Source organism: Mycobacterium sp. 29Ha (assembly GCF_032883055.1).
Classification (GTDB): Bacteria; Actinomycetota; Actinomycetes; order Mycobacteriales; family Mycobacteriaceae; genus Mycobacterium; species Mycobacterium gallinarum.
The window spans coordinates 77,614-90,331 of the sequence record NZ_JAMQTI010000005.1 but is presented as its reverse complement, the minus strand read 5'-3'; the positions used below and the strand labels follow the sequence as shown (position 1 = coordinate 90,331).

The following is a 12,718-nucleotide window of genomic DNA, read 5'->3' as shown; positions in this document are numbered from 1 at the left end:
GAAGTAGGTCAGCGAACCTAACCTCGGTTACGGTTTTGATGTGGCAACTCCGACTGTGCCTTTCGACTACGCCGCGAAGCAGGCGTCCGATTCGCTACAGGCGAGGTACTTCCGCGGTGCGCTGGCCGATCAGCGGGCGCTGACCGCCGCCGAGCTCATCAGGCAGACCCGGAAACTGGATGCCATGTCCACCCGCTCGGATGCGTTGGCTATCAGCCGGCTGCGTCGAGACATCCGCGCCAACGAAACCGAACTCCGCGATCTGGACCGCATGATCGCCGCCCTCGACCACCGCTTCGCCGCGATCTGGGCTAGCCAGTCATAGCGACAAGCCGGCGATCGACAGCGCGATGCCGTCGAGAATGTCGTGCTCGCTGACCACCAGTTCGTTGATTCCCGCGCGGTCGCCGAGTGCGTTGGCCAGCTCCTCGACGATGATCGCGCCACCGCCGATGACATCCACCCTGCCCTCGTGCATCGGACCCAACGCGGTGCGCTGCGCGCGCGTCATCGCGATCAGCTCGTCGCACACGGGCAACAAATCGTCGAAACCGACGCGGGACAAGTGAATCGCCTCGGAATCGTAGGTCGCCATCTTGTGCGCCAGTGCCGCCACGGTCGTCATGGTGCCGGCCACCCCGACCCATGTGCGCGCGCGTTCGACGGGCACCACGCCGAACGCCTGCCCCAACCCATCGCGGACGACCTCGCGTGCCGCGGCGACCTCCGCGGGGGTCGGCGGGTCGGAATGCAGGCACCGCTCGGTGAGCCGCACGCAGCCGATGTCGGCCGAGAAGCCAGCCTCGACATCGCGCACTCCGAGCACCACTTCGGTGGATCCGCCGCCGAGGTCGACGACGACGAAAGGGCCGTCGGCCGTGTCCAATTCGTTGACCGCACCGCGGAACGACAGCTCAGCCTCCTCGGTCCCGGTGATCACCTCGGCGACAGCACCCGGCACCACAGCGCCGAGAACCTCCGCGGTCATCGCGAAGAACACGTCGCGGTTCGACGCATCGCGCGTCGCGGAGGTGGCGACCATCCGCACCGTCGGCACGTCATACGTACGCAACAGTTCGGCGTAGTCCGTGAGCGCTGCCCTGGTGCGGTCCAGTGCCTCAGAAGCGAATTGCCCTGTGGCGTCGACCCCTTGGCCCAACCTGACGATCCGCATCTCGCGATGCACATCCACCAACTTGCCGTCGTCGGTGTCGGCGATCAGCAGCCGAATCGAATTCGTGCCGCAGTCGATGGCGCCAACCCTAGTCATACGCTCCACGTCTCCCGTTCCAGAATTCCCGCCATCGCCGGCTCGACGGCCAGCACCGCCAACGCCTCGTCGCCGAATGGGTTGACACCCGGCCCCTTGGCCAGCGAGTGGGCGATCACCACGTGTAGGCACTTCACCCGATCAGGCATGCCGCCACCGGAAAACGTTGTGCCCAAAGGTTCTATCGCATCCCGCTCGGCAAGGTACGACTCGTGCGCCTTGCGATACGCGACGGCGAGTTCCGGGTCCTCCTGCAGACGCTCGGTCATCTCCCGCATCAAACCCGACGATTCGAGCCGGCTGGCCGCGGCGGTCAACGCGGGGTGGGTCAGGTAGTACAGCGTCGGAAAGGGTGTGCCGTCGGGCAGTTTCGGCGCCGTCTTGACGACGCCGGGCTCGCCATTGGGGCACCGGTAGACGATCTCGAGGACACCGCGGGGTTCTCGACCCAGCTGCGCCGCGACCGCCTCCAGATCCGCCGGGTCAACCACCGGGAGGGGGCGCGTTGTTCGGCGGTGCGGGCGCAGGAGGCACGGGCGCCGGTGCCGGCGCGACACCGTAAGGCTTCTCGGCGATGGTGCCCCATAGCGCGGTGTACCAGGGCTGGTCGGGGTTGACGGTGGCCGGTTCCACGCCGGGCATCGTCGGCACCGCACTGCCGGGCGGAAGCTGCACCTGGTACGGGATCTCGCCGGGCATCACGAATCCGAGGCGTTCACGCGCCTGCGCGGCGATGAACACCGGGTCAGCCAGCTTGACCTTCTGCTGTTCCAGGTCGGCGATCTGCGCGCGCAGTTGTTCCTCGGTGGCCTTGAGTTGTTTCATCTCGGTACGCTGCCCGAAATAGGTGCGCACCGGCCCCGCGATGGTCAGCGTCAGCACGCAGATCACCGCGGCCAGGATGGCGGCACGCCGCGCCGCGGACCCGAACCGTTGCTCGGACTGCTGCTCCGCGGCCACCACAATGGATTTGCGGATCGAGTCGGCGGCGTCTTTCGGTTCGGCGGCTTGCGCCTCGGGCACCGGCCGCGGCTCGGTGATTCGTGGCTCGCGACGTACGGGCGACGTGCTCCGCGGACGGCCCCGCGATGCCTCGGACTTACCCGACTTCCCAGGTCGAGAAGTCGGGGATCGCCGCTTGGGGTCGGGCCGCTTCGCTTCTGGCACGGGCTATTTGGCTCCGGTATCCGCTCTTCGCGCAAGCGGCTCATCGCCCACCGAATAGCGCGGGAAGGCCAGATCGCCCGCGTACCGGGCGGCGTCGCCGAGGGTCTCCTCGATGCGAAGCAGCTGGTTGTACTTGGCGACGCGCTCGCTGCGCGCCGGTGCGCCGGTCTTGATCTGACCACTGCCAACTGCGACCGCAAGGTCGGCGATCGTGGTGTCCTCGGTTTCGCCGCTGCGGTGGCTCATCATCGTGCGGTAGCCGCTGTTGTGTGCGAGCGCGACGGCGTCCAGCGTCTCGGTGAGCGTGCCGATCTGGTTGACCTTCACCAAAAGTGCGTTGGCCGCACCTCGTTCGATGCCGTCCTCCAGACGCTCGGGGTTGGTGACGAACAGATCGTCGCCGACGAGCTGGATGCGGTCACCGATCGCGGCGGTCAGGGCCACCCAGCCGTCCCAGTCGTCCTCCGACAGCGGGTCCTCGATCGACACCAGCGGATACGAATCGAGGAGGCCGGCATAGAACTCGATCATCTGCATGTCGGTCCGGGTTTCCTTCTCGAACTTGTAACCCGTTCCCTCGGTGAAGAATTCGGTCGCGGCGACGTCGAGCGCCAGCGCCACGTCGGATCCGGCCTTGTAGCCGGCGCCCTCGATGGCCGTCAAGATCAGGTCCAGCGCGGCCTTGGTCCCCGCGACGTCGGGAGCGAACCCGCCCTCGTCGCCGAGGCCGGTGGACAGACCCTGCTTCTTGAGCACCGACTTCAGCGAGTGGTACACCTCGGTGCCCCACCGCAGCGCTTCCTTGAAGCTGGCGGCGCCGATCGGGGCCACCATGAACTCCTGGACGTCGACGCCGGTGTCGGCATGCGCGCCGCCGTTGAGGATGTTCATCATCGGCACCGGCAGGATGTGGGCGTTCGGCCCCCCCAGGTACCGAAAGAGGGGTAGAGCGGCACTATCTGCCGCGGCCTTCGACACAGCCAGCGACACGCCGAGGATCGCGTTGGCGCCGAGGCGGGACTTGTCGGGGGTGCCGTCGAGATCCAGCAGGGCCTGGTCGACGAGCCGCTGATCGTCGGCGCTGAGCCCGATGACGGCGGGAGCGATCTCGTCCAGCACCGCCTCGACCGCCTTTTCGACGCCCTTGCCGCCGTAGCGGGAGCCGCCGTCGCGCAGCTCGACCGCCTCGTGTTCACCGGTGGAGGCACCCGACGGCACCGCCGCCCTCGCGAAGGTGCCGTCCAGCAGGGCCACCTCGACCTCGACCGTCGGGTTGCCGCGGGAGTCGAGGATCTCGCGGGCTCCGACCTGCTCGATGATGGGCACTTGCGCCTCCGTGGTCTTGGGAATGGGTTCCTGACGTGGATGAGCCTAGAGGTTGCGCCGAGAACCGGCGTGTTTAGAGGGGGTGTCCGTTGGCGTAGGCCGTCGCCCAGTCGCGCACAGTGCGGGCGTACTGGTCGGAATGGTTGTAGGCCCGCAGGGCGTCCATCCAGCCCCGGGGTGTGGCCAGGTCCTTGCCCCGCCAGCACAGGTAACCGGCCGCCGACAGCGCGGCGTCGTCGAAGTTGTCCGGGCTGATGACCCCGTCGTTGTTGGCGTCGACGCCGTAGAGCTTCCAGGTGTCGGGGATGAACTGCATCGGGCCCATCGCGCGGGCGTGGACCGACTCCAGGTCCTGTTCCTTATCGTGGCTGACGCCCTCGCTGTCGAAGATCTCGAGGTTTCCGTTGGTGCCGTCCAGGCGGACACCACGGATCGGCGGGGTGACGTCACCGTTCTGGGCGATCGTCGCGCCGCGGAATGTGCCGTGGTGGCTCTCCACCTCGCCGATACCCGCCAGCGTCGTCCACTCCAGGTGGCAGTCGGGGTTCTCCACCTCGGCAACCCGGGCCGCATAGGCGTAGGCCTCCAGAGCCGCAATGGGCATCCCCAGCGCAGGGGCACGTTCGGCAGCCCATTGCCGCAGCTGATCGGCGGGACGCCCGTCGGCGTGGGTATCGATTTTGGGCACAGCGTCGCCCGCTGGCGGTGGCACCCCCTCCGGAATCGGGGTGCCCACCTGCCATGAACAGCTCGAAGCCATTATCAGCGCTGTCGCTCCTAATACCGCGACCGCTCGCAGCCAACGCACGCGCGACACCAAACTCCCTCAAACCAACCTCGGTCATGCCATCGTCCCACGCGCTCAGGGCATGGTGGGAAGGCGCGGCCGACGCCTCTTACGCCGAATCCCAGTTAACCGGGATCATCGCGATTCGACGACCACCTCTTGATCTTCCAGTTCACCGTCATTCTCGCCACCGCCGTCGTCGTCCGAGGCGCCGGCGGGCACCGGCACGGGCACTTCAGCCGGTTCAGGCTCAGGGTCTGCGGCGGGCCAGTGTGCTCGCCACTCCCGCTCGGTGACGTCGCCGAGCGACGCGACGTCGAGTTCCTCGGGCACGTCCGCCCCGCGCCGGTCCGCGGCGACCGCGAGTTCGGTCGTGCGGACAGTGTCCATGAACTCCAACACCGACGCACGCAATGCGCTCTCGGTGTCGACGTGTGGGGCCACGCTGACCGATGTCACGGATTGCGGAATCAGGTCGGCGGGCACCCCGGCCGCGATCGCCCGCTCGAGCACCTTCTGCGCCAAGGCCAGTGCGGGTTGCCCGGTCGGCACGTTGTCCATCGCGGAGCGGACGCCCTTTTTCGACCGCTCCAGGGATTTGCGTTCTTCCCACTGCGCGAGCTGATCCTCCAGCGAGATCTCCTCGCCAGCGAGCACCGCGGGCACGCGGTTGACGAGCTTGCGGATAAGGGAGTCCGCCACGTCGTCGATCGAGAACGGGCGCTCGGGTGCGTCCTCGGCGATGCGGGCGTGAAAAAGCACCTGCAACAACACATCTCCGAGTTCGTCGCGCAACTCGTCTGCGTTGCCGCTGCGCACCGCGTCGAAGACCTCGTAGGTCTCCTCGAGTAGGTAGCGACGCAGCGAATCGTGGGTCTGCTGCGATTCCCAGGGGCCCGAGGTGCGCAGTTTGTCCATCATTGCCACGGCATCCACCAGCCGCTCACCTGGCGAGGCGCTGGGCGCCTCGATGAGTCGGTCGCCGGCAGCCAGTCGCGCCTTGACCGCGGGGTGCTCCCGATCTGACGACAGCAGAACTGGCGCATCTTCGCCGGCGTACGCGGGCCTGGCCGCGGGCAGCGACCACGGCACCCGCACCGGCATCTCCTCGGTGTACTGCACGTCTCCGGCAAGCAGATCGATCGCCTCGACAGGCACCAATGAAGGGCGGCGCGGATCGACCAAAACGACGGTCATCGGCTCGACCCCCTCATGCGTTCTGTGAGACCGCTGATCTCGGTTATACCAACATTGACAGACTCGACGGTCTGGTGAGACTCGATGGCGCTCGGCTGCGGCGATGGCCGCCCCGCCCGGAGGCGGAGCGGCCATCGTGTCACATTTCGTGCCTTAGGACTCCGTGTCGATCAGGCCGGGATCACCCAGTGACCCGGCGCCTTGTCGAAGAACGGGTTGACGATCCCGTTCACCGTCGGCATCTTCTTCAGCTGGCCGGGCGGAATGTTGAAGAACGGATTCGGAACGCCGTTGATGAACGCCGCATTCTTCAGCTGTCCCGGCGGAATGTGACCGACCGGCAGCCTGAAGTAGTAATCCACCTCAGGGAACTGCACACTCGGCAGATTCACATCGGGAACGTTGACCGCAGGCAGGTTCACATCGGGAACGTTCACGGCCGGCACATTCACATCAGGAACGTTGACCGCAGGCACGTTCACATCGGGAACGTGCGGAATACCCGGGACGGGAATCGGCGGCTGCGGCACGGCGTGCGCGAGCCCTGCGCCCAGGCCGAGCGCGCCGAGTCCGAGTGCACCGGTCATCGTGGTGGTTATTGCCATCTTCTTGAAGTTCATATCGACTCCTTCGCCTTGCTATCGCGCGACCGCACCAACCAGCTCGGTGGTAATCGCGTGATGTGTCGGTTTAGGAAATTGCGCGACCGCCTCTGTCTAGCGATCTCGCCGCCCTCGGTATAGACGACAATGCAACACCTTGACCCCCCGACATGTATGTCGGATCGGCCTTCCCGTGCGTTAACAGTGCCTGCCGATCCAAAGTCGCTGTGCAGCAACGAAACGCCGCGGCGACCAGGGGTTTAGACCGTCGAAATCGAGCCAGAAATCACGTCGACGCTGCCCTGTGGCTTCCCGTCCAGGGCCAGGAGCAGGTCGGCGACCATCTGTACCAGTTCGAGGTCACGGATCCGCGGCGCGGCGACACCGCCACCCGCACGGGGTATGGGTACCTGCACCGTCGACGTCGTCGCGCGGTACGCCGCACTCGGGTAGAGCCGCTTGAGCCGCAGCTGCTGAGAATCCACCAACTGCAACGGCGACAGCTTGAGCGTGGCTTCCGACACCGTGCTCATTTCGGTGACCCCGTAATGCCGGCACAGCAGTCGCAGCCGGGCCACCGCGATCAAGCGACGCGCGGGTTCGGGCAGCGGGCCGTACCGGTCGACGAGCTCTTCAATGACGGAGCTCACTGCGTCCTCATCGGCCGCCGCCGCCAGCCTGCGGTAGGCCTCCAACCGCAATCGGTCGCTGCCGATGTAGTCCGGCGGCAGATGGGCGTCGACCGGCAGATCGATCCGCACATCCTTCGGTTCCTCCGGCGCCAGAACCGTTTTCCCATCCGCTGCGGCGCGGTAGGCCTCGACGGCCTCGCCGACCAGCCGCACGTATAGGTCGAAACCGACGCCAGCGACGTGACCGGACTGCTCAGCACCGAGAACGTTTCCGGCACCGCGGATTTCGAGGTCCTTCAGCGCCACCGCCATTCCGGCGCCGAGTTCGTTGTTCTGCGCGATCGTCGCCAGCCTGTCATATGCGGTCTCGGTGAGCGGAACCTCGGGCGGATAAAGGAAATACGCATAACCGCGTTCACGGCTGCGGCCCACCCGTCCTCGCAGCTGGTGCAATTGCGACAGGCCGAATGTGTCGGCCCGCTCGACGATCAGCGTGTTGGCGTTGGAGATGTCCAGGCCCGTCTCGACGATCGTGGTGCACACGAGGATGTCGAACTCGCGGTTCCAGAAGCCCTCAACGGTCCTCTCCAGCTGCTCCTCGGGCATCTGGCCGTGCGCGACGGCGACGCGGGCCTCGGGGACCAACGCGCGCACCTTCGCCGCGGCCTGGTCGATCGAGCGCACCCGGTTGTGGATGTAAAAAGCCTGCCCGTCGCGCAGCATCTCGCGCCGTAGCGCCGCAGCGACCTGCTTGTCGTCCTGCGGGCCGACGTACGTCAGCACCGGATAGCGCTCCTCGGGCGGGGTGAGGATCGTCGACATCTCCCTGATGCCGGCAAGGCTCATCTCCAGTGTGCGCGGAATCGGGGTGGCGCTCATGGTCAGCACGTCGACGTGGGTGCGCATCGACTTGATGTGCTCCTTGTGCTCGACGCCGAACCGCTGCTCCTCGTCGACCACGACCAGGCCGAGGTCCTTCCACATCACGCCCGTCTGTAACAGCCGGTGGGTGCCGATCACGATGTCGACCGAGCCGTCCTTCATGCCCTCGAGCACCGCCCGCGATTCGGCGGGATCGGTGAACCGGGACAGGCCCTTCACGGTGACCGGGAAACCGGCCATGCGCTGGGTGAACGTCTGCAGATGCTGGTCGGCCAGCAGCGTCGTCGGCACCAGCACCGCGACCTGCTTGCCGTCCTGGACCGCCTTGAACGCCGCCCGCACCGCGATCTCGGTCTTGCCGTAGCCGACGTCACCACAGATCACCCGGTCCATCGGGACGGGCTTCTCCATGTCGCCCTTGACCTCGGTGATGGCGGTGAGCTGGTCGACGGTCTCGGTGAACCCGAACGCGTCCTCCATCTCGGCCTGCCACGGGGTGTCGGGGGCGAACGCGTGACCGGCCGAGGCCTGCCGCTTGGCGTACAGCGATACCAGCTCGGCGGCGATCTCGCGCACCGCGCGTCGGGCCTTCGTCTTCGTGTTCGTCCAGTCGCTGCCGCCGAGCTTGCTCAAGGTCGGCGACTCACCGCCGACGTAGCGCGACAGCTGATCCAGCGAGTCCATCGGCACGTACAACCGGTCCGAGCCGCCGCCCCGTTTCGACGACGCATATTCGAGCACCAGATACTCGCGCCGGGCGCCGCCGACCACCCGCTCGGTCATCTCGACGAACCGGCCGATGCCGTGCTGGTCGTGCACCACCAGATCGCCCGCGGTCAGCGCCAGCGGATCGACGACATTGCGCCGCTTGGCGGCCAACCGCTTGCCCTCGGTGGCAGCGACCCGGTTGCCCGTCAGATCGGTCTCGGTGATCACCACCAGATTGGCGCCCGGGATCACGACACCGTCGTGCAGCGGCCCCTTGAGCACATTGACGATCCCGTCCTTCAGATCCTCGCCCGGCTCCAAACAGACTGCCGCCGTGTCGGATTCGCGCAATTGTTCGACAATGCGGTGCGCGGTGCCGGTGCCGGGCGCGACGACGGCGGCATGCCCGCCGGTGAGGACGTGGGCGCGCAGCATCGCAAAGATCTCTGTGACATTGCTCTGCTGTCCTCGCGCCGACGGCGCCGGACGGATGTCGATCTCGAGTGCCGACTCGTCGGACAGCTGGCTCAGCGTCCACCACGGGTGGCCGCCGTCGCGGGCCGCCGAGCGCGCGTCATCCAACTCGATGAAGCCCGACGCCCCCATCGCCTCGAGGTCGATCGGTGCATCACCGCCGACCGCCGCCGTCGACCACGAGGCCTCCAGGAACTCGCGGCCCGTCTTGATCAAGTCGGCCGCGCGGGTGCGGACCTTCTCCGGGTCGCAGATCAGCACCGGGGTGCCCGCCGGCAGATGCGCGGTCAGCGTCGCCAAGTCGGTGGGGCGCAACAGCGGCAGCAGCGCCTCCATCCCGTCGACGGGGATGCCCTCGGACAGCTTGGCGAGCATGTCGGGCACGCTGCCGGTCACGGTGTTGTCGATCACCGGGTGCTCGGCGGCCAGCTCGAAGGCCCGGATGCGGACGTCGTCGGTCAGCAGCACCTCGCGGCAGGGCACGGCGATGAGCACGTCAACATCGATCTCGGGGATGGAGCGCTGATCGGCGACGGAGAACATCCGCATCTCGGAGACCTCGTCACCCCAGAACTCGATGCGCACCGGGTGCTCGGCGGTCGGCGGGAACACGTCGAGGATGCCGCCGCGCACCGCGAACTCGCCGCGTTTGCCGACCATGTCGACGCGGGTGTAGGCCAGATCAACCAGCCGGGCGATCACTTGATCGAATGTCGCCTCCGAGCCGACGGTCAGTGTCACCGGCTCGATCTCGGCCACGTCGGGGGCCATCGGCTGCAACAGCGACCGGGTGGTCGTGACGACGACCTGCAGCGGCGGGCCGAGGCGTTCGTCGTCCGGGTGCGAAAGCCGGCGCAGCAGCATCAGGCGTGCACCGACGGTGTCGACGCCCGGAGACAGCCGCTCGTGCGGCAGCGTTTCCCAGGACGGGAACAGGGCGACGGCGTCGCCGAATACGCCGCGCAGTTCGGCGGTCAGGTCGTCGGCTTCGCGCCCGGTCGCGGTGACGACGAGCAGCGGGCCCGCCGAGGCGAGTGCGCTCGCGACATACGCCCGCGCGCTGGCGGGTCCGACCATGGCGAGATCGGCGGGTTTGTCGGCGGCGCGGTCGGCGATCTTCTGAAGCGAAGGATCCCGTAGTGCCAGGTCGACAACTCCGGCGATCGGGGTCTGGACATGGTTGATCCCCGATGCGGTCATGATGCCTCCATCGTAGGCACAGCGATTTCGGTGTCGCTGGTCGCGCTCACCGCGACTCAGTACACCGAAACCGCCCTATTCGTCGAGCAGTGGCGGGTCGTTCTCGAGATGCATCAACCCGTTCCAGCAGAGGTTGACCAGGTGCGCGGCCACGACCTCTTTCTTGGGCTCGCGCACATCCAGCCACCACTGCGCCGTCATCGAGACGGAGCCGACCAGGGCCTGCGCGTACAACGGCGCCATCTCGGCGTCCAGCCCGCGGCGGGAGAAGTCGCCCGCCAGGATCGAGGACACCTGGTTGACGGCCTCGTTGAGCAGCGTCGAGTAGGTGCTGCCCGACGAGATCGAGGCCGGGGAGTCGCGTATGAGGATGCGGAACCCGTCGGTGCGCTCGTCCACGTAGGTCAGCAGTGCCAGCGCCACCCGCTCGATGCGCAGCCGGGACCGGTTGTTGGTCATCTTCGTCAGAGATGACGTGATGCGGTCCAGCAGCGCGGACATCTCGCGGTCGACCACCACTGCGTACAGCCCTTCCTTGCCGCCGAAGTGCTCGTAGACGACCGGTTTGGAGACGTTGGCGCGCTGCGCGATCTCTTCGATCGAGGTGCCCTCGTAGCCGCGCTCGGCGAACAATGACCTCGCGATGTCGATGAGCTGATGCCGCCGCTCCGCACCGGTCATCCTGGCGCGGGGCGTGCGCATGTTGCTATCGGGGCCGTCGGGCTTAGCGGGCACTGCCACGGCTTTCAGGGTATGCCCTTCGACTAACATCACGGGTTGATCGATCCGTCGTGGTGTAATCGGCAGCACCTCTGATTTTGGTTCAGATAGTTCAGGTTCGAGTCCTGGCGACGGAGCACTTGCGCGGCGAAAGTGCGCAAACTGGCCAAGGAAGACGGCGTGTCGCCCGCAGACACGCACGTTCGCGGGGAAGGGAAACCCTATGACCCAGGGGCCCACTGATTCGGCCGTCGTCGTCTTGGCGGCAGGCGCAGGCACCCGGATGCGCTCCGCAACCCCGAAAATGCTGCATGAGATCGCCGGCCGCAGCATGCTGTCGCACGCGCTGCACGCCGTCGCCGACGCGACCCCGCAGCACCTCATCGTCGTCGTCGGCAAGGACCGCGACCTGGTGGTGCCCGCAGTCGACAAGCTGGCAGCCGACCTCGGCCGCGGCATCGACATCGCGGTGCAGGAAGAGCAGCTGGGCACCGGGCACGCCGTCGCGTGCGGCCTGACCGCGCTGCCCGTCGGCTTCACCGGCACTGTCGTCGTCACCTTGAGCGACGTACCGCTGCTGGACGCCGGCACGCTCGCCGACCTGATCGCAGTGCACAGTGCCGAATCCGCCGCCGCGACGGTGGTGACGACGACGCTGCCCGACCCCAAGGGTTACGGCCGCATCCTGCGCACCCAGGACGGCGAGGTCATCGGCATCGTCGAACAGGCCGACGCCACCCCGTCGCAGCTGGCCATCACCGAGGTCAACGCCGGCGTCTACGCCTTCGACACCACCGCGTTGCGGTCGGCACTCGGCCGTCTGCGGTCGGACAACGCGCAGCATGAGCAGTACCTGACCGACGTCATCTCGATCCTGCGGTCCGACGGCCACGTGGTGCGAGCCAAGCACGTCGACGACTCAATGCTGGTCGCCGGCGTCAACGACCGGGTGCAGCTGGCCACGCTGGGCGCCGAAATGAACCGGCGCATCGTGACCGCGCACCAGCGCGCCGGGGTGACGATCACCGATCCGGCCTCCACCTGGATCGACGTCGACGTGACCATCGGACCCGACACCGTCGTCTACCCCGGCAGTCAACTGCTCGGGTCGACCCACATCGGCGCGAACTGCCAGATCGGCCCGGACACCACGCTGACGGACGTCACAGTCGGCGACGAGGCGATGGTGGTGCGCACCCACGGCAGTCAATCGGCGATCGGTGGTGGGGCAGCCGTCGGCCCGTTCGCGTACCTGCGACCCGGCACCGTGTTGGGCGCCGACGGCAAGCTCGGCGCGTTCGTCGAGACGAAGAACTCGACCATCGGGGCGGGTACGAAGGTGCCGCACCTGACCTACGTCGGCGACGCCGATATCGGCGAGCACAGCAACATCGGCGCATCCAGCGTGTTCGTCAACTACGACGGCGAGAACAAGAGCCGCACGACGATCGGCTCCCACGTACGTACCGGATCCGACACGATGTTCGTCGCGCCGGTCACCATCGGTGACGGCGCCTACACCGGCGCGGGCACCGTGGTGCGCGAGGACGTGCCGCCGGGCGCACTGGCGGTGTCGGCGGGGCCACAGCGAAACGTCGAGGGCTGGGTGGCGCGTAAGCGACCCGGATCGGCTTCGGCCGCCGCAGCGGCGGCGGCATTGGGCTCAGCCGAGGGCGCATCCAGTCCATCTGGCGAACAGCCCAGCCAGGACGACGCCACAAAGCCGTGAGCCGGTTGCCAGGTGTTCGGGATT

The 12,718-nt window shown here is 67.3% G+C and carries 11 protein-coding genes and 1 tRNA gene; 3 read left to right on the top strand and 9 right to left on the bottom strand.

Going from position 1 to position 12,718, the window contains the following annotated elements; all coding sequences use genetic code 11:
- The first annotated feature begins 40 nt into the window (after positions 1 to 40).
- The gene (locus M1248_RS08230; protein ID WP_317148044.1) at positions 41 to 325 is read left to right on the top strand and encodes a hypothetical protein; all 285 of its coding nucleotides are present in this window, start codon (positions 41 to 43) and stop codon (positions 323 to 325) included.
- Here M1248_RS08230 and M1248_RS08225 read toward each other — a convergent pair.
- The 9 genes from M1248_RS08225 to M1248_RS08185 form a co-directional block, all read right to left on the bottom strand.
- The gene (locus M1248_RS08225) at positions 320 to 1,270 is read right to left on the bottom strand and encodes a Ppx/GppA phosphatase family protein (protein WP_317148043.1); all 951 of its coding nucleotides are present in this window, start codon (positions 1,268 to 1,270) and stop codon (positions 320 to 322) included. The two genes, M1248_RS08230 and M1248_RS08225, sit on opposite strands and share 6 nt — an antisense overlap.
- A complete protein-coding gene (locus tag M1248_RS08220) occupies positions 1,267 to 1,761 on the bottom strand; it encodes a DUF501 domain-containing protein (RefSeq protein ID WP_317148042.1) in 495 nt (164 codons plus the stop codon). The genes M1248_RS08225 and M1248_RS08220 overlap by 4 nt, the downstream gene beginning before the upstream one ends.
- The gene (locus M1248_RS08215) at positions 1,754 to 2,437 is read right to left on the bottom strand and encodes an FtsB family cell division protein (protein WP_317148041.1); all 684 of its coding nucleotides are present in this window, start codon (positions 2,435 to 2,437) and stop codon (positions 1,754 to 1,756) included. The genes M1248_RS08220 and M1248_RS08215 overlap by 8 nt, the downstream gene beginning before the upstream one ends.
- A gap of 3 nt (positions 2,438 to 2,440) precedes the next feature.
- Positions 2,441 to 3,763 (bottom strand): phosphopyruvate hydratase, encoded by a 1,323-nt coding sequence (gene eno, locus M1248_RS08210; protein ID WP_163730543.1) that lies wholly within the window; start codon positions 3,761 to 3,763, stop codon positions 2,441 to 2,443.
- Between the two features lie 73 nt (positions 3,764 to 3,836).
- Positions 3,837 to 4,580 carry a lytic transglycosylase domain-containing protein gene (locus M1248_RS08205; RefSeq protein WP_317148040.1) on the bottom strand — a complete coding sequence of 248 codons (744 nt, stop codon included), beginning with the start codon at positions 4,578 to 4,580 and terminating at the stop codon, positions 3,837 to 3,839.
- Between the two features lie 105 nt (positions 4,581 to 4,685).
- A complete protein-coding gene (locus tag M1248_RS08200) occupies positions 4,686 to 5,747 on the bottom strand; it encodes a nucleoside triphosphate pyrophosphohydrolase (RefSeq protein ID WP_317148039.1) in 1,062 nt (353 codons plus the stop codon).
- Positions 5,748 to 5,917: 170 nt separating this feature from the next.
- Positions 5,918 to 6,367 (bottom strand): hypothetical protein, encoded by a 450-nt coding sequence (locus tag M1248_RS08195; protein WP_317148038.1) that lies wholly within the window; start codon positions 6,365 to 6,367, stop codon positions 5,918 to 5,920.
- A gap of 242 nt (positions 6,368 to 6,609) precedes the next feature.
- Positions 6,610 to 10,245: a transcription-repair coupling factor gene (gene mfd, locus M1248_RS08190; RefSeq protein WP_317148037.1), complete on the bottom strand. Its 3,636-nt coding sequence runs from the start codon at positions 10,243 to 10,245 to the stop codon at positions 6,610 to 6,612.
- Positions 10,246 to 10,320: 75 nt separating this feature from the next.
- Positions 10,321 to 10,926, bottom strand: coding sequence for a TetR/AcrR family transcriptional regulator (locus M1248_RS08185; protein ID WP_317148153.1), 606 nt, complete (start codon positions 10,924 to 10,926; stop codon positions 10,321 to 10,323).
- Positions 10,927 to 11,030: 104 nt separating this feature from the next.
- On the opposite strand from M1248_RS08185, the gene M1248_RS08180 reads away from it, so the two are divergent.
- Together M1248_RS08180 and glmU are read left to right on the top strand one after the other, a co-directional pair.
- Positions 11,031 to 11,102, top strand: a tRNA-Gln gene (locus M1248_RS08180).
- A gap of 86 nt (positions 11,103 to 11,188) precedes the next feature.
- Entirely contained in the window at positions 11,189 to 12,694 is a 1,506-nt protein-coding gene (gene glmU / locus M1248_RS08175) for a bifunctional UDP-N-acetylglucosamine diphosphorylase/glucosamine-1-phosphate N-acetyltransferase GlmU (protein ID WP_163730548.1), read from the top strand.
- Positions 12,695 to 12,718 lie beyond the last annotated feature (24 nt).

Bases quoted from the DNA above. Each gene is read 5' to 3' on its own strand.
- glmU (WP_163730548.1), top strand. From the start codon at position 11,189: ATGACCCAGGGGCCCACTGATTCGGCCGTCGTCGTCTTGGCGGCAGGC.
- M1248_RS08200 (WP_317148039.1), bottom strand. From the start codon at position 5,747: ATGACCGTCGTTTTGGTCGATCCGCGCCGCCCTTCATTGGTGCCTGTC.
- mfd (WP_317148037.1), bottom strand. From the start codon at position 10,245: ATGACCGCATCGGGGATCAACCATGTCCAGACCCCGATCGCCGGAGTT.
- M1248_RS08195 (WP_317148038.1), bottom strand. From the start codon at position 6,367: ATGAACTTCAAGAAGATGGCAATAACCACCACGATGACCGGTGCACTC.
- M1248_RS08185 (WP_317148153.1), bottom strand. From the start codon at position 10,926: ATGACCGGTGCGGAGCGGCGGCATCAGCTCATCGACATCGCGAGGTCA.
- M1248_RS08225 (WP_317148043.1), bottom strand. From the start codon at position 1,270: ATGACTAGGGTTGGCGCCATCGACTGCGGCACGAATTCGATTCGGCTG.